Here is a 16,361-nt window from a genome sequence, read left to right on the forward strand (position 1 = left end):
CCGCGCCATCCCTCGCCCGACAAGCACCTCAACCTGCCGCAGCTTCGTGACAATTTCTTCAGGTTTGTGCCGCTTCGTTCCCATTCTGATCCTCCGTTTTCCTAAACATAACGGCGGACCACTTCACTGGGGGAGGATCACACGCGGACAGCCAAGTCGAGCTTGAGCCTCAACCACCGCGGCGATGGGGGGGGAGGCAAAAACTCTACAATGTAGGCTTGGGGTACACCCGTGCCCCCGCTTCATTTTCACTGACACCATTTTGCCAATAGGGGTGGGGGTGCAACGTCTGGCTGGTAGCCCTGCATCAGGACTTTGCCCAGCAACGGCTTTTTCATAGCAGGCACCGCGCTTCTGCCTGGAACGGGTAACCGCGGATGCTTCCCAGACACTTACGGAGAACCTAGGTATCAAAACCAGTCAGTAGGGCGCTTAGTGGGGCCGACAGGCAGGCTTAGCGCCTAACGCACTGAAATTCTTTATAATTTTCCCGAAAAATGGTGCCCGGGGGCGGAATCGAACCACCGACACGAGGATTTTCAATCCACTGCTCTACCCCTGAGCTACCCGGGCACGGGTAAGGCTGTTTGCCTTGGGTGTGGGCCTTCTATGCGCTGCGCGCGGCGGTGTCCAGAGGCTTTTTCAATGAAATTCACGAATGCCGCGGTTTGCGGCCATTCTCCTCGCCCCGCAGAGCGCGCTCGGCTTCTTCCAGTGCGTTTTCAATGTCTTCCGGGTCCCGGCTCGGTACCGCGTAGGCGCCGTTCATCCATTTGGCCAAATCAATATCGGCGCAGCGGCGGGAGCAGAAGGGGCGGAAGGCGCGCACGGTTTCCGCGCCGCAGATCGGGCAGCTCATTTCAGCACCTCGCGCAGTTCCGGGCGGCCGCGTTTGCGCTGCAGCTCGTAGTGGCCGAGGTTGGTCCAGCCCGCCAGCACTGTTTCCTCCGAATCGGCGCGCAGGGCGGCGCGCAGGGAGGTTTCAAAAGTCCGGCGGTCCTTCTTCGGCATCGGCGCGAGATCCAGCACGATTTGCCCGCCAAGCCCGCGCACGCGGAGCACCCGGGGCAGCGCCTTGGCGCAGGCCATGTTCGCCTTCAGCCCGGCCGCCAGAGAGGCATCGGAACCGGTGTTCACATCTACCGCCACCAGGGCGCGGGTCGGTTCGATAAACAGAAAGCCGCCGCCCGGCAGCGTTTCGCGAATACCGCGGGCCGTATCCAATGCCTCCAGCACCCCGAGGCGCTCGAACCCGCCGGGCGCGCGCTCAACGTCTGCTGGCTCCACCCAGTCGCGCCAGGCAAGAACGTGCGGGCCGTCGCCCTCGGCCAGGACTTCCGGCTCGTTGCCGTCATCTTCCAGCACCTGCGCGGCCAGCGCAGTCATGGCAGCGATGTCCTCGGCAATATCCTCAGGCGCCGCCCCGGCGCAGGCCGAGCGCAGGATGAGCCCGTGGTCACCTTCGCCCATTTCCTCATGGGCGATTTCCAGCAGGCGGTCGCGCTCCTCCTCGTCGCGGATGCTGCGCGAGACGTTCAGGCCCGGCGCGCCGGGGGTAACGATGGCATAGCGGCTCTTGAAAAGGAGCTTCTGGGTCACTGGGATCGCCTTGCCCGGCTCGGCGTAGCCCGAGACCTGCACCAGGATCATCTGCCCCGGCGCCAGACCTTTGACCTGGCGCAGGAAGGCCGGCCCGTCCGGAGTGGTAAGGAACATGCCGCCCTGCCCTTTCACCGGGCGGTCGGCGCGGGCGCGGTAGACGGTGCCCGGCGCCGGCGCGTCGGAAGCGATGAGGAAATCCTCCAGCGTGCCGTTCACCATCAGCGCGGCGGCTTCGCGGCCCTGGATGTGGTCGAGGATGATACTGCGGCCCTTCATGCGGCGGCCTCCTGATAGAGCGGCAGGCCCGCGGCCCGCAGCAGGGTTGCGGTTTCCGAAAGCGGCAGGCCGACAATTCCGGTGAAAGAACCGCTGATCCAGGGGATCAGGGCCCCCGCCGGGCCCTGGATGGCATAGGCGCCTGCCTTGCCCTGCCAGTCGCCGGTGGCGAGGTAGCCGTTCAGCTCCTCGTCCGACAGGCGCTTCATCTTCACCTGGCTCACCACGTCCTTCTCCCAGATCCGGTCACCGCGGCGCAAGGCGACGGCGGTGATCACACGGTGGCGGCGGCCGGACAGCGCCAGCAGGAACTCCGCCGCCTCACCCGCATCGCGCGGCTTGCCGAGGATGCGGCGGCCCAGCGCCACCGTGGTATCTGCGCAGAGCACCAGATCATCCGCCTCCGCCTGCACCGCGGCCACTTTCTCACGCGTGACCCGGGCGCAATAGCCGCGCGGCAGCTCACCCTTCTGCGGGGTTTCGTCGATCTCCGGCGGGCGCACCGCGTCAGGACGCACGCCGAGCTGTGCCAGAAGCTCCAGCCGCCGCGGGCTGCCCGATCCCAGAATGAATGCCATGCTGTCACCCTTCGCCTTGTTTCGCGCCCCTCATAAAGCCTCCCGGCTGCCACCGGAACCCGGGAGCGAAGGAGGCGGGCGCTAATGTCATCTTGCCGGAAATACTCCCGCCGGAGGCACCGGCCGCGAGGCCGGTTCCTGCAAAACAAAAGCCCGGCGCAGTGCCGGGCTTTGCATGTCTTGGCGGATCAGCGGCTTACTTGAAGCGGTAGTTGATCCGGCCCTTGGTCAGGTCATAGGGGGTCATTTCCACCTGGACCCGGTCGCCAGCCAGAACACGGATGCGGTTCTTGCGCATCTTGCCTGCCGTATGAGCAATGATTTCATGGCCGTTTTCCAGCTCGACCCGAAACGTCGCATTAGGCAGGAGTTCCTTCACGACACCGGGAAATTCGAGCGTATCTTCCTTGGCCATGTTGTCTCCATCGTTGTGTTAGCCCGGCAAACTGCGGGCCGTGCGCTTAAATGGGCGCATTTCACCCGATTTTCAAGGGCGCAATGAGGTCGTGCCCGCATTTGTGATCGAATTGGCGCGGGGCAGCTGCTCCTCCCAGTGGCGCCGGTTCAGCACCACCCCGTCCGCACGTACCGCGGCGATGGCGGCAAGGTCCGCCTCGCCGTAGGTCCAGCCTGCTGCGTTCAGCTTGCCTTCGGCCAGCACGCCGGTGCCGGGGAAGCCGGTATCGGGGGGTCCGAAGATGCCGCCCATGCCGGTGCTCACATCCACCGCCTCGGACCAGGCAGCCTCGCCCACCAGTGAGGCCATGGCAGTCACGCACTGGTTTTCCAGGGCCCGCGCCATCGCGCCGATCCGCACCCGCCAGTAGCCCGCCAGCGCTTCGGTCGCGGAAGGCACCAGGATAACATCCGCCTCGCTGAGCGCGCGGCCCAGCAGCGGGAACTCGCTGTCATAGCAAATCAGCACGCCGATGCGGCCCAGCGCGGTGTCGAAGAGCTTCAGCGGGCCGCCGCCCGCGATGCCCCAGTCTTCGCGCTCGAAGCGGGTCATGATCTGCTTGTCCTGGTGATCGCGCTTGCCACAGGGCGCATAGAGCTGCGCCCGGTTCACCGGCAGCGGCCCGCCGCCTTCCACCGGAGCCGAGGCCCCGAGGATATGCACGCCATACTCGGCTGCGAGCCTCAGGTGCAGCTCTGCCGCATCCTCCATCTTCTCCGAGACCGCGCGGATCGAAGCCTGCAGATCCCCCGCCACCGCCGCGCCGTCCAGCGTTGCCAGTTCCATCGCGCCATACTCGGGGAAAACCAGCAGATCGGCGCCGTTGCCCGCAGCCTCTGCCACCCAGGAGCCGATCTTATCTTCATACTGCGCCCAGCTTTCCAGCGCGTCGAGCGGATAGGCAGCGGTTGCGATCTTCATGGCGTATCCTCCTAGGCGCGCGGCCCGCGGCCGGGCGCAATATTCTTGCAGGAATTTTGGCCGAAAAATTCACATTTTCCGGCACCCGCGCAAGTTACAAGTCGCGGATCCAGAATTGCAGCGGCTTTTCCGTCGCGGTCTCCCGGTCTACGTCCTTCCAGGAAAACCGGGCGACCGCCCCTTCGAGCGGCGCATAGCCGCGTTTCCTCCAGAACCCGTCCAGCGGCAGGTAGCGTTCGGGCCGCAGCGGATGATCCGCGGAGCGCTGCACACTGCAGAAGGCGGACTTGGCGAAGCCGTGGGCGCGCGCATGGGCCTCGCGCGCATCGAAGAACGCATGCCCCAGCCCCTGCCCGCGATATTCCGCCATCAGCACCGATTCGGCGCAGTAAAACACGTCCTCCAGCGCGATGCCGCTGCCCGCAAAGGCGGCGGCGAAGTCCTCCGCGTGATCCGCCAGCGGCGCCCCGGTCGAGGCCCCCACCAGGCGTCCGCTGTCAAAGGCTCCCACCACGATGGCGCGGGCACTGCCGCGATAGCTCTGCAGGTAGGCCTGTTCGTAAGCCAGGTCGCCATCGTAGAGGTAAGGCCAAGCGCGGAACACTTCGATGCGCAGCCGCGCCACCTGCTCCAGCGCGTCTTCCAGCGCCGTGCCAGTCAGGACCTCGACCCGCAAAGCCATCAGCGGGAGACCTGCGCAATCCAATCGGCGAGGTTGTAATAAGTGGTAACCCGGGTGATCTTGCCATCCGCAAGCTCGAAGAACGAACCGCCCGGCAGGCGGTAGCTCTGGCCGCGCGCCTCCGGCAGGCCCGCATCGGTCTGCAAGTAGCTGCCGTTCACGGTGAACTCAGCGGCGGCCCGGCGGCCTTCCTCGGCGGAGAAGATCACCAGATCGGTCAGCTCCTCCTTGTAGCAGCGGTTCATGTGGGCGCAGAATTCGGCGAATTTCTCCTTGCCCATCCGGATCTTGCCCTCGTTCACGTGATGCGCCACATCCTCAGAAAGGCACCCCAGCATGGCATCGGTATCGCCTGCGTTGAAGGCTGCGAAATAGCGCGCAATGGTATCGGTCATGGTCTCTCCGTCGGTTCGCCCCAGCGGGCTTTCAGGTGCTGGACAATCTGGTCCCGTGCTTGCCGGTACACCTGTAGCTTGGCATCGCGCGTCTCGCCGAGCCCGGTAGGGTCCATTATTGGCCAATATTCGACATCGAGGTGAAAATAACGGGTGAGTTCCAGCGCCCGGCGCTGGCTGGCAGGTGACAGCGCCACGACCAGATCGAAAGAGGAGAGATCATCGCCCCAGCGCTCCATCTCGTCAAAGGAGCGCGACCGGTGCCGGGACAGCTCCACTCCGATTTCCTGGCAGACTGTAATGGAGAAGCCGTCGATTTCCCTGTCATTCCGGACACCGGCGGATTGCACATAGGTGCCGGTGCCGTAGAATTTTTTCATAATGCCTTCCGCCATGGGCGAGCGGACGGAATTGTAGTCGCAGCAGAACAGAACGGACTGAGGCAGCTCCTCCACGCATCAGCCCCCGAAATGCAGCACGCAGATCAGGGTGAAAAGACGGCGGGCAGTATCATCATCGACCTCGGCCTTGCCGTCCAGCCGCTCCTGCAGCACCCGGCTGCCTTCGTTGTGGATGCCGCGCCGGGCCATGTCGATGGTTTCTATCTGGCTGGGCGGCAGGGTTTTCACTGCGGTGAAATAGCTCTCGCAGATCTGGTAGTAGTCCTTCACCACCTGGCGGAAGGGCGACAGCGACAGGTGGAACTCCGCTGCCTTGCCGCCGTCCTCGGTGTTCACGTCGAAGACCAGGCGCTTGTCGCGGATCGCCAGGCCCAGGCGGTAGGGCCCCTCCGGTGCACCGCGGCCGCCACGCTCCGGCAGCACAAAGGTGTTGTCTTCGATCAGGTCGTAGATCGCCACCTTGCGCTCCTGCTCGATTTCGGGCGTCGGGGGCGGCAGGTTGCGGTCGTCCAATTCAATATGGCTGATGCGGCTCATGTCTTCCGGTCTCATATGCGCAAAGGCGTTGGCAGAATCAGTACCGCACCGCCGTCGCCGGGGCAATGGAGCTGCGGGAGCCCGCGCCAGCCGCCCTTGCGGCAAGGCTTGACACGCTGCCTTGTGCTCCGCAGCCTGCCGGCAGCTAGGACGGAGCGCAAAATGACAGGCAATGAGCCCTTTTCGCTGGCAGGACAGCGCGCGCTGGTGACCGGCGCCACCAGCGGGCTGGGTTTCGCCACCGCCAGACTGCTGTCAGGCGCCGGGGCGGAGGTCTGGATCAACGGCCGCGATGCCGCACGCTGCCAGGACGCCGCCGCGCGGATCGGCGCAGACGCGCAGCCGCTGGCCTTCGACGTCGCGGATGAGGCCGCGGGGCAAGCGGCATTTGCGCAGATCGCGGATGCGGGCGGGCTCGATATCCTGGTCAACAACGTCGGCCAGCGCGACCGGCGCGGGCTGGCGGAATTCACCCGCAATGACCTGCAGGCCCTGTGGGAGGTCGATCTTGTCTCCCCCTTCCGCCTGGCTCAGATGGCCGCCGCGCAGATGATTCCCAAGGGCCGCGGCCGGATCATCAGCATCTCCTCCATCGCGGGCCTGATCGCGCAGAGCGGCGATGCCGCCTACACCACCGCCAAGGCGGGGATCAATGGCATGACCAGGGCGCTGGCAGCTGAACTCGGACCCCATGGCATCACCGTGAATGCGGTGGCGCCGGGGTTCTTCAAGACCGCGCCGAACCTGAAAGCCGCGGCTGACCCCGCCGTCGCCGCCCGGCTTCAGGCCGCCACTGCGCTTGGCCGCTGGGGCGAGCCGGAGGAGCTGGCCCCGGCCGTGCTCTTCCTTGCATCACCCGCGGCCTCCTACGTCACCGGCCAGGTGCTGGCAGTCGACGGCGGCTACACCAGCCATTACTGACCACATCGCTTTCTGACGGAAAACACCCCGGGGTGAAGGCGCCGAAAGGCGCAGAGGGGCCGCCCCCTTAGCGCCCCTTCTTGCACGCGCAGGCTCAGCCGTTCAGCGCGTCCAGCCGCACCGAAACCGACAGCCCGTGCGCCTCCAGGCTTTCGCTTTCCGCCAGCGCCGCCGCCGCCGGGCCGATAGCGCGGAGCGCGTCCGGGGTCATCTGGCTGAGCGTGGTGCGTTTGAGGAAGTCCAGTACCGACAGGCCGGAAGAGAACCGGGCCGAGCGTGCAGTCGGCAGCACGTGGTTGGGGCCGCCGCAGTAGTCGCCGATGGCCTCCGGCGTGTACTGGCCGAGGAAAATGGCGCCCGCGTGCACGGTCTTTCCGCTCAGGGCTACCGGGTCGGCGACGCAAAGCTCAAGGTGTTCCGGCGCGATCCGGTTCGACAGCGCCGCCGCCTCGTCCAGGTCGCGCACAGAGATCACCGCGCCATAATCGCGCCAGGAGGGCCCCGCAATGGAACGGCGCTCCAGGGTTTCCAGCCGCTTGTCCACCGCTTCCGCCACTGCGCGGCCGAATTCCGCGTCATCGGTGATCAGAATCGACTGAGCGCTTTCGTCATGTTCGGCCTGGCTCATCAGGTCGAGCGCGATCCAATCCGGGTTGTTGTTCCTGTCGGCAATCACCAGAATCTCGGAAGGCCCCGCAATCATGTCGATGCCCACCTTGCCGAACACCCGCCGCTTGGCGGCGGCGACAAAGGCGTTGCCAGGGCCGGTGATCTTGTCGACGGCGGCCACGGTTTCGGTGCCATAGGCCAGCGCCGCCACCGCCTGGGCGCCGCCGATGCGGTAGATCTCGTCGACGCCGGAGAGCTGTGCCGCCAAGAGAACCAGCGGGTTCACCTGCCCGTCCGGCGCCGGCACCGTGACCGCGAGCCGTTCGACGCCCGCGACCTTGGCCGGGATGGCGTTCATCAGCACCGAGGACGGGTAGGATGCGAGCCCCCCCGGCACGTAGAGCCCGGCCGCAGGCACCGCCGACCAGCGCCAGCCGAGGGTGGCGCCGGTCTCGTCGGTCCATTGCGCATCCTCGGGCAGCTGGCGCAGGTGATAAGCCCGGATGCGCGCTGCCGCCAGTTCCAGCGCCTTGCGCTCCTCCTCCGGCACCGCGGCAACGGCGGCAGCGATTTCGGCTTCGGAAAACCGCAGCTGATCTGCGGTCAGCTCCAGCCGGTCGAATTTCGCGGTGAGCTCCAGCAGCGCCGCATCACCGCGGGCGCGCACATCGGCGATGATCTCTCCGGCGACGGCGTCCACATCAGGGCTGTCCTCGCGCTTGGCGCCCAGAAGCGCGGTGAAGGCCTGTTCGAAATCGGCATCGGCGGTGTTGAGGAACTGCGGCATCGATGGGTCTCCTTTGCGCCCGCAATAGCGGCTTGGCCGGAGAGCCTCAAGCCCGCGGCGGCGGGACCGGACGCCGCGGGGAAAAGTGTGACGGCCATTGCAGGGGCGCTGCCCCTCTTGGCCTGCGGCCATCTCACCTCGGGGTATTCCGGGTCAGAAAGCGGCCAGCGGACGCATCAGGCGCCGTGGTGCGGAACGTGGCCCGAGGGAGCCTGGTAAGGGCGGGTCACATCGCGCAGGGAGACTTCCAGTGCCTCCGCCGAAAGGCGGATCGCGCCGTCGCCGGCCAGGGTCAGCAGCACATGGCCCGCGCCATCCTCGCCCGGCTCGAAGCCGATGGACAGGAGCGACAGCACAAGATCTTTGTCCTGCCGGTCGAATCCCTGCGAGGCCACCCCCAGCACGTTGTCGATCACCAGCAGCGACTGCACCCGCTCGTAGGGGCGGCCGCGCCGTTCGGCAGCCGGCAGATCCTCCCAGCGGAAGCGGTTGAGGAGGAGGGCAAAGCGGCGCTCAGCCGCCCGCCAGCACATCTCCGTCACTGGGAAGACCGCGTCCTGCGCGAGGGCGGAGATCACCTGCAGATCCTCCGCCTCCAGCGCGCCGAGGTTCAGCGGTGCCTCACCGCCCTCGTGGAAGCGTGCGTCGCTCATGTTTGCTCCCGGATGCGTTCGATTTTCGCGCCGACACCGGAGAGCTTGCGCACCACGTGCTCGTAGCCCCGGTCCAGGTGGTAGACCCGGCTCACCACGGTTTCGCCCTCTGCCGCGAGCCCTGCGAGAATCAGGGAAACCGACGCCCGCAGGTCGGTGGCCATCACCGGCGCGCCCTTCAGCTTCTCCACCCCCGCCACCTTGGCGGTGCCGCCGTGAACCTCGATCCGCGCGCCCATGCGCACCAGCTCCGGCGCATGCATAAAGCGGTTTTCGAAGATCCGCTCCTCCAGCACCGAACTGCCTTCGGCGGTGCACATCAGCGCCATCATCTGCGCCTGCAGGTCGGTGGGGAAGCCCGGGAATGGTTCGGTGACCACATCCACCGCCCGCACACGGCCGTTCTTGCGGCTGACCTTCAGGCCCTTCTCGGTTTCCTCGACGCTGATACCGGCCGCGTCGAGTTTCTCGCAGAAGGCGCCGACCAGACCAATGCGGCCGCCCAGCAGCTCCACCTCGCCGCCGCAGATGGCCGGCGCCAGCATATAGGTGCCGAGTTCGATCCGGTCCGTCACCACCTGGTGAGTGGCGCCATGCAAGCGGTCGACACCCTGGATGGTGATGTCAGGACTGCCGTCGCCCTCGATCTGGGCTCCCATCTTGCGCAGGCAGTCGGCGAGGTCGACGATCTCCGGCTCGCGCGCAGCGTTCCTGATCACCGTGGTGCCCTTGGCGAGCGTGGCCGCCATCATGATGTTCTCGGTGGCGCCGACCGAGGCAAAGCTCAGCTCCACCACAGCCCCCTTCAGCCCCTTGGGCGCCTTGGCGTGAAGGTAGCCGTCCTTCAGCTCTATCTCCGCGCCCAGCGCCTCCAGCCCGTGGATGTGCAGATCCATCGGCCGCGCCCCGATCGCGCAGCCGCCCGGCAGCGACACCACCGCTTGCCCCAGCCGGGCCAGCATCGGGCCCAGCACCAGGTTGGAGGCGCGCATTTTGCGCACGATATCGTAGTCGGCGACGTGGCTGGTGAGATCATGGCTCGACATCGCCAGCACTTGGCCGTCCTGCAGGCTGGAGACCTCGGCCCCCAGGGACTGCAGCAGCTGCGTCATCGTCTTGATGTCGCTGAGCCGCGGCGCGTTGGTCAGCGTCAGCGGCTCTTCGCTCAACAGCGTGGCGGGCATCAGCGTGAGGCAGGCGTTCTTGGCGCCCGCAATCGGGATCTGCCCGTTCAGCGGGCCGTTGCCCGTCACCAGAATCGAATCCATCTGCCTTACTCTCCGCTCTTTTTGATTTCTTGGTCCCGTTTTTCCGCACGCGCCTTGGCCTGGGCCTTGCGCCGCGCCATGTTTGCCTTCAGCGCGGCCTTCAGCCGGTCTTCGCGAGAGGCGGAAGAACTGCCGCTTTTGGGGGTTTTCTTCTCTGACATGCACCTTCTGTAACGGAGTGCAAAAAAACCGTCCAGAATGCTCTTGCGCCCCTCCGCGTTTATGCCTAAAAGCCCCCTCACCGGCGCTGCTGTAGCTCAGAGGTAGAGCACTCCCTTGGTAAGGGAGAGGTCGAGAGTTCAATTCTCTCCAGCAGCACCATTTCCCAAAACATACTGTTTTCAAAGCGTTGCCCCCAAGTGTAGCGAATTGCGCGGATTGACACCGGTTTGACCTTAGTGCGCACAGGTGCTGGTATGGGTCTATCGCGCATGGCCTCCGCAGGGGTCCTTTGCGGCCGCTACGACCGGAAGCTAGTCCTGGCATTGAACCATCGGCGGCGCCTTCGCTTCCGGATCAAGCCCATGCCGCCGAATCGCAGCCGGGACCGGAAGCTGTCATGTCTGCGGCGCCCCCCCGCCTCCAGGTGCCTGCTGATCACTGAGTCATTCCGGAACATGCGAGCCGCCCCCTGCGGGCAGACCACTGGAAGGGATACCGGGATCTACTGGCGCCGTGGCGGGACGGCAAGCACCTCTGCCTCCGGTGCCCCCAAAGCAAGATCGCAGTTCCTGCCCGGCGCGGCACCCGGAATGCGGCAAGTTTCAAAAAAGCCACATTCCGTGCGGATATTTTACACCCGTTAAGGAAAGCCGAAGGTTCATCGTGTTGTTTGGGGTTGTGATACTTTAAAGATTCGCCGGACTTCAGAGGTGCCACGATGGCCGCTCACCGAATATCCAAGACCGTGGCGCGGTCCTTATACAATCGAACCTACCTGCCCGCGCTGCTGGCTTTGGCGGTGGTTTGCATAGCCTCATTCTATGCCGATAAGCAGAATGCCACTATTCATTACCAGAACCAGCGGGCGCACGTTCAGCATGAGGCCGGCATAATACGCTCCCATCTGGAAGGGCGGATGAACGCGGATCACAAGCTCCTGCTGGGCCTTGCCGCAGTGATGAGCACCGAACCCGGCATGCAGCAGGAACGGTTTGCCGAGCTTGCCAGCCGGGTCGTAGTCGATATGAGCGAAATCAGGAACGTGGCGGCAGCACCGGATCTGGTTGTCTCGCTCGTCTATCCGGTGCAGGGAAACGAAGCTATTCTCGGCCTGGACTACAACCGGAATGCCGCCCAGCGGGAGGCCGCCTACCAAGTGCGTGACAGCGGCAACATGGTTCTGGCCGGTCCAGTGAACTTGATCCAAGGCGGCCGCGGTTTTATCTACAGGCTGCCCATTTTTTCCGGCACCGGCCCCGAACGGGAATTTTGGGGGATCCTGTCAGCCGTCATCGACGTCGAAGCGCTCTACGCCAATGCCCAGCTGTCGGCTCCTGATATAGGAATCGACGTGGCGCTTATGGGGAAGGACGGAAAGGGCGCGGCTGGCGAGTTGTTCTACGGCTCCCGGGGGGTGCTGAAAGACGATCCGGTACTGATGGATATCCATTTGCCCCAGGGCACCTGGCTGCTGGCCATGCGGCCCAGGGGCGGCTGGCCGGATGCGCCCCCCAACCTGTGGAAATTGCGGTTCGGGCTGCTGGCGGCCGGCGCGCTGATCGTCTTTCCGACCTTCCTGGCCGGCCGGCTGTCGGCGGCACGGCAGACCGCGATCGGCACGCTGCGCCGCCGCGAGCACGAGCTGGATGCGGTCACCCGGCGGCTTGAGGTTGCGGTGAAGACCTCCCGGATCGGAATTTGGGAATTTAACGTCAGCCGCGGCCAGCTGATCTGGGATGCCCGCATGCGGGAACTCTACGGCCTTCCCCGCGACGGCGGCCCAGTGGTCTTCACCGACTGGCAGAGCCGGGTTCACCCGGAGGACAAGGAGCGGGTCACCGCAGCTTTCCAGGCCGCCATGACGGACCGCACGCACTTCTCGGCCGATTTCCGCATCATCGCAGACAATGGCAACGAAAAGCATATCCGCGCCCTCGCCAGCCCCTTCACTGACGGTGCCGGGCAGCATTGGATGATCGGGGTCAACTGGAATGTCTCGGAGGACGTGCGCCTGCGCGAAGCGCTCATCCGCATCAACCAGACCTTGTCGCAGCGCAACGCGCAGCTGAACGAGGGCAAGCTGGCGCTGGAGAAGGCCCATGCCGAGCTGCAGGCGAACCAGGACGAGCTGCACCTGCTGTCTCTGGTGGCCAAACACGCTTCCGACAGCATCGTGCTCAGCGGTCCCGACCGCCGCATTGTCTGGGTGAACGACTCCTTCACGCGGCTCACCGGCTACAGCGCCGAAGAGGCGATTGGAGCGAAACCGGGGGACCTGCTGGACGGGCCCAAAACCGACCCTGCCATCATCCGCGAGATCGAGCGGCATAAAAGCCGGGGCCTGCCCTTCCACACGGAAATGATCACTTACACCAAATCCGGCGAGGAGCGCTGGTTCGACACCAATATCGTCCCGGTGATGGGCGAGGATGGATCTCTGGATCTGGTCATCGGCATCGAGCGTGACATTACGCAGGCCCGCGCCCGGGCCGAGGAACTCGCAGAGGCCAAGCTGGCCGCCGAACAGGCTGACCGGGCCAAGACTGAATTCCTCGCCAACATGAGCCACGAGATCCGCACCCCAATGAACGGCATCATCGGTATGGCGGACCTCTTGGCGGAGGCCCCGCTGGACGAGGACAACCGCCAGAATGTCGAGACCATCCGCAACTCTTCCCAAGCGCTACTGAAGATCATCAATGACATCCTGGACCTGTCGCGGCTGGAAGCGGGAAAGCTGGCTTTTGCACCGGCTGACTTCGACCTGCGAGACTGCATCGGCGGCACCGTTAACCTGCTGCAGCCGAAGGCCGGCGAAAAGGGGCTGGCACTGCGGGTGAGCTACGCCCCAGATCTGCCCGCGCATCTGCACGGCGACGACGGCCGCCTGCGCCAGATACTGGTGAACCTGATCGGTAATGCGGTGAAATTCACAAATGCCGGCACGGTCGGCGTTCGGGTAGGCTGCGCGGAGGACGACCCTTACCGGCTGCAGATCGAGGTGGAGGACACAGGCATCGGCATATCCGAGCAGCAGGCCCGCCATATCTTCGACCGCTTCACCCAAGCAGATACGGCCACCACCCGCGCATTCGGCGGCACCGGGCTGGGGCTGACGATCTCGCGCCTGCTGGCGGAACGCATGCAGGGCAGGATCTCGGTTCGATCCGCCCCGGGCGAAGGCGCCTGCTTCCGGCTGGAGGTGCAGATGGCCCCCCCGCTGCAGGGCGCCGGAGCTCCCGACTCCACTCCGTATTCGCACGCAGCACCCCTGGAAGATTGTTTGGTGCTGCTGGCCGAGGACAACCGCACCAACCGGCTCCTGATCCGAAAGTACCTGCGCGGCCAGCCAGTACAACTGGTAGAGGCCGAGAACGGCAGGCGGGCCGTTGAGCTTTGCCGCGAGCTCAAACCCGACATCATCCTGATGGACATGTCGATGCCCGAGCTGGACGGCATAGCTGCTACCAAGGAGATACGCCGCATGCCGATCCCCCAGCCGGCCATTGTGGCGCTGACAGCAAACGCCTTCACCAGCGACCGCGAGGCCTGCCTTGAAGCCGGAATGGATCACTTCCTCGCCAAACCCATCAACAAAACGGTCCTGCTTCAGACCCTGGCCAGCTTGCAGGCGGACTGGGCAAGGCCCCGTGCCATCGCCATGCGCGCCACTTGACAGAGCAGCGGGCGCCGGCACTTTCGTCATACTATCTTCTGCCCGCCGTTCCGGGCGCCGGAGCGGCCGACTCCGCCCCGCCAGCCGCTGCGGCGTCAGCGTGATGGGGCGGCCCGCCTGGGCGACCGTGCCGTAGCCCAGCGCCACGCTTTGGCGAAACAAACCCGCGCCGCCTTGCCAGGTTTCATTAGTCTCTTCGGGTCCGACAACCTCGGCCATTTCCGGTAGGGCAGCCAGCGAGGCAATAGTTGACGCAGCCGTGCGCCGCGATAAGAGGTCCCGCTTTCGTTTGTTCTTTGCGGCTGCGGTATTTGCCAGTCTGCTTCTTGGGTCTTTTGCGGGATGACCGCCGCCGCGCGGCAGACCAAGAGGAGCGGAGCTGCGCGTTTCGCACCCTGCCCGAAGTACGGGCAACCTGCCCATTGTTTCAGCAGACCCCCCAATGCTGGCCGCGGCTCCGGGTCTCTGCCCTTACGCTGCGCTGCAGAACCAGCGATGGTCTCCCCATGGCCGAGCCCCTCTCCATCATCGTCGTGGAAACCGACCCCGAGCGCGCCTTCATGATTGTGGACGGTCTGCGCGAGGCCGGCGACTTCGACATTCACATCATCGCCGAACCCTCAGGGCTGGCCCGCAAGATCCAAACCCGCAACCCTGATGTCGTACTGATCGACATCGAAAACCCGTCCCGCGATGTGCTGGAGGAACTGGCGCTGGCCTCCGGCCCGCAGGAGCGCCCGGTGGCGATGTTCGTGGACCGCAGCGCCGACGGGCTGACGGCTGCCGCAGTGGAGGCAGGGGTGTCGGCCTATGTGGTGGACGGGCTGCAGCCTGCACGGCTGAAGCCGGTGCTGGACGCCGCCATAGCGCGCTTCCGGCTGGTGCAGCGCATGCGCACCGAGCTCGCCGAAACCAAGCGCGCGCTGGAAGAGCGCAAGGTGATCGATCGCGCAAAGGGCATGATCATGAAGGCCCGCGGCATCACCGAGGACGAGGCCTACGCGCTCCTGCGCAAGGCCGCGATGGACCAGAACAAGCGGGTGGCCGAGGTGGCGCAGGCGCTGGTGACCGCGGCGGGGCTGTTGTCATGACCGTCACGACCGTGCCTGCGGGCTTTGTGCCGCTTGCGGATGCCGCGCCGCTGATCATCGCCCAGGAAATGGGTTTTGCCGCCGAGGAACGGCTGGCGCTCGACCTGCGCCGCGCGCCCTCCTGGTCGGCGCTGCGCGACATGCTGGCCTTCGGTCAGGTCGATGCCGCGCATATGCTGTCGCCGCTGCCGGTGGCCTCCGCACTGGGGCTTGGCGGCGCCAATGCGGCGTTCTCGGTGCTCTCCGTGCTCTCCGTCAACGGAACCGCCATCGGCATCGGCAACCGCCTGGCCGCACGGCTCGCCGATGCCGGTCACGCCTTCGGCTTTGACGACGCCGCCATCGCGGGCCGCGCCTTCCTCGCCGCCGCGGGCGGCGAATTGCGCATTGGCGTGCCCTTTCCCTTCTCAATGCATACCGAGCTGCTGCATTACTGGCTCAAGGGCGCCGCGCAGCGGCTCACCGTCCACACTGTGCCGCCCCCGCAAATGGCCCAGGCGGTCCGCGAAGAAGAGATCGATGCCTTCTGCGTCGGCGAACCCTGGGGCTCGCTCGCCGTTGAGCAAGGCGCCGCATCGCTGCTGCTGCCCGGCCGCGCAATCTGGTCCTGCGCGCCGGAAAAGGTGCTGGCGGTGCGCCGCAACTGGGCGAACGCCGAAAGCGCCCTCGCCTGCCGCCTGATCCGTGCTCTCTGGCGTGCTGCGCGCTGGCTCTCCGATCCCTCGAGCGCCGGTCTTGCCGCTGAAATCCTGGCCGCGCGCCGCTACCTCGACCTCCCGCCAGAGATCATTGAGCGCGGCCTCACCGGCAAGTTCACCGTCACTCCGCATGGGCTGCAGCGCCAGGCACCGGGCTTTGCCGAGTTCCACCGCGGCGCCGCTGGCTTTCCTTGGCAGAGCCAGGCGCAATGGATCGCGCTGCAGCTCGCCGGCCGAAATGGGCTCGCGCCGGGCCCCGCGCTGGCGAAGGCGGCGCAGATTTTCCGCAGCGATCTCTACCGCCGCGCGCTCGAAGGCACCGGGGCGGTTTTGCCCGGTGCCTCCTCCAAGCTGGAAGGTGCTTTGGCGGCCGAAACCCCGGCTGCGGGGGAATCGCAGGCGCTCACCCTGCTGGAAAACCAATTCTTCGATGGCCGGATTTTTGACCCCAGCACCGCCGGGTGATGAAAAAGCGGGCATCCCGCCGCCCCGCCTTGCCGCATCGCAGCAAAAAATGCCGCAAACGCGAAACAACCCTTTGGCCCAGGCCCCGCTTGCGGCAGTCTGGTCCCAGGCAGGCAATGGCGCCCGCCAGACAAATCTTCCCGAAGACCGGGTGTCATTGAGCAAAGCCGCTCGACCCGCCG

16 protein-coding genes and 2 tRNA genes are annotated in these 16,361 nt (G+C 65.6%); 5 read left to right on the forward strand and 13 right to left on the reverse strand.

Going from position 1 to position 16,361, the window contains the following annotated elements; all coding sequences use genetic code 11:
• Window positions 1-498: 498 nt before the first annotated feature.
• The 10 genes from ACOHWE_RS18930 to ACOHWE_RS18975 form a co-directional block, all read right to left on the reverse strand.
• Window positions 499-573 (reverse strand) — tRNA-Phe (locus ACOHWE_RS18930).
• A gap of 79 nt (window positions 574-652) precedes the next feature.
• On the reverse strand, window positions 653-859 hold the full coding sequence (locus ACOHWE_RS18935) for a DNA gyrase inhibitor YacG (protein ID WP_420668289.1): 207 nt from the start codon (window positions 857-859) through the stop codon (window positions 653-655).
• A complete protein-coding gene (locus tag ACOHWE_RS18940; RefSeq protein WP_420668290.1) occupies window positions 856-1,878 on the reverse strand; it encodes a ribonuclease E/G in 1,023 nt (340 codons plus the stop codon). Before ACOHWE_RS18940 ends, ACOHWE_RS18935 begins: the two co-directional genes overlap by 4 nt.
• The gene (locus tag ACOHWE_RS18945) at window positions 1,875-2,456 is read right to left on the reverse strand and encodes a Maf family protein (RefSeq protein ID WP_420668291.1); all 582 of its coding nucleotides are present in this window, start codon (window positions 2,454-2,456) and stop codon (window positions 1,875-1,877) included. The genes ACOHWE_RS18940 and ACOHWE_RS18945 overlap by 4 nt, the downstream gene beginning before the upstream one ends.
• Before the next feature lie 196 nt (window positions 2,457-2,652).
• On the reverse strand, window positions 2,653-2,871 hold the full coding sequence (gene infA / locus ACOHWE_RS18950; protein WP_005620785.1) for a translation initiation factor IF-1: 219 nt from the start codon (window positions 2,869-2,871) through the stop codon (window positions 2,653-2,655).
• 72 nt (window positions 2,872-2,943) lie between these two features.
• Entirely contained in the window at window positions 2,944-3,834 is an 891-nt protein-coding gene (locus ACOHWE_RS18955) for a carbon-nitrogen hydrolase family protein (RefSeq protein WP_420668293.1), read from the reverse strand.
• Window positions 3,835-3,928: 94 nt separating this feature from the next.
• On the reverse strand, window positions 3,929-4,516 hold the full coding sequence (locus ACOHWE_RS18960; RefSeq protein WP_420668294.1) for a GNAT family N-acetyltransferase: 588 nt from the start codon (window positions 4,514-4,516) through the stop codon (window positions 3,929-3,931).
• Entirely contained in the window at window positions 4,516-4,911 is a 396-nt protein-coding gene (locus ACOHWE_RS18965; protein ID WP_420668295.1) for a ketosteroid isomerase-related protein, read from the reverse strand. Before ACOHWE_RS18965 ends, ACOHWE_RS18960 begins: the two co-directional genes overlap by 1 nt.
• The gene (locus ACOHWE_RS18970; protein WP_420668296.1) at window positions 4,908-5,366 is read right to left on the reverse strand and encodes an arsenate-mycothiol transferase ArsC; all 459 of its coding nucleotides are present in this window, start codon (window positions 5,364-5,366) and stop codon (window positions 4,908-4,910) included. Before ACOHWE_RS18970 ends, ACOHWE_RS18965 begins: the two co-directional genes overlap by 4 nt.
• Window positions 5,367-5,369: 3 nt before the next feature.
• Complete coding sequence (locus ACOHWE_RS18975) at window positions 5,370-5,849, reverse strand: UPF0262 family protein (protein ID WP_420668297.1); 480 nt, start codon at window positions 5,847-5,849, stop codon at window positions 5,370-5,372.
• Between the two features lie 162 nt (window positions 5,850-6,011).
• On the opposite strand from ACOHWE_RS18975, the gene ACOHWE_RS18980 reads away from it, so the two are divergent.
• Entirely contained in the window at window positions 6,012-6,770 is a 759-nt protein-coding gene (locus ACOHWE_RS18980) for an SDR family oxidoreductase (RefSeq protein ID WP_420668298.1), read from the forward strand.
• 94 nt (window positions 6,771-6,864) lie between these two features.
• Here ACOHWE_RS18980 and hisD read toward each other — a convergent pair whose 3' ends face one another.
• From hisD to murA, 3 genes are all read right to left on the reverse strand, one after another.
• Window positions 6,865-8,166, reverse strand: coding sequence for a histidinol dehydrogenase (hisD, locus tag ACOHWE_RS18985; RefSeq protein WP_420668300.1), 1,302 nt, complete (start codon window positions 8,164-8,166; stop codon window positions 6,865-6,867).
• Window positions 8,167-8,342: 176 nt separating this feature from the next.
• Window positions 8,343-8,819: a DUF2948 family protein gene (locus ACOHWE_RS18990; protein ID WP_420668301.1), complete on the reverse strand. Its 477-nt coding sequence runs from the start codon at window positions 8,817-8,819 to the stop codon at window positions 8,343-8,345.
• Window positions 8,816-10,087, reverse strand: a complete 1,272-nt coding sequence (gene murA / locus ACOHWE_RS18995; RefSeq protein WP_420668302.1) for a UDP-N-acetylglucosamine 1-carboxyvinyltransferase — start codon at window positions 10,085-10,087, stop codon at window positions 8,816-8,818. The genes ACOHWE_RS18990 and murA overlap by 4 nt, the downstream gene beginning before the upstream one ends.
• Before the next feature lie 246 nt (window positions 10,088-10,333).
• Here murA and ACOHWE_RS19000 point away from each other — a divergent pair.
• The 4 genes from ACOHWE_RS19000 (at window position 10,334) to ACOHWE_RS19015 (ending at window position 16,179) form a co-directional block, all read left to right on the forward strand.
• A tRNA-Thr gene (locus ACOHWE_RS19000) sits at window positions 10,334-10,408 on the forward strand.
• A 757-nt stretch (window positions 10,409-11,165) separates the two neighbouring features.
• On the forward strand, window positions 11,166-13,925 hold the full coding sequence (locus tag ACOHWE_RS19005) for an ATP-binding protein (RefSeq protein ID WP_420668303.1): 2,760 nt from the start codon (window positions 11,166-11,168) through the stop codon (window positions 13,923-13,925).
• A 506-nt stretch (window positions 13,926-14,431) separates the two neighbouring features.
• Window positions 14,432-15,016 carry an ANTAR domain-containing response regulator gene (locus ACOHWE_RS19010; RefSeq protein ID WP_420668304.1) on the forward strand — a complete coding sequence of 195 codons (585 nt, stop codon included), beginning with the start codon at window positions 14,432-14,434 and terminating at the stop codon, window positions 15,014-15,016.
• The gene (locus tag ACOHWE_RS19015) at window positions 15,013-16,179 is read left to right on the forward strand and encodes an ABC transporter substrate-binding protein (RefSeq protein ID WP_420668305.1); all 1,167 of its coding nucleotides are present in this window, start codon (window positions 15,013-15,015) and stop codon (window positions 16,177-16,179) included. Before ACOHWE_RS19010 ends, ACOHWE_RS19015 begins: the two co-directional genes overlap by 4 nt.
• Window positions 16,180-16,361: the final 182 nt, after the last annotated feature.

Origin of the sequence: Cribrihabitans neustonicus, assembly GCF_048820895.1 — a bacterium.
Taxonomy (GTDB): domain Bacteria; phylum Pseudomonadota; class Alphaproteobacteria; order Rhodobacterales; family Rhodobacteraceae; genus Cribrihabitans_A; species Cribrihabitans_A neustonicus.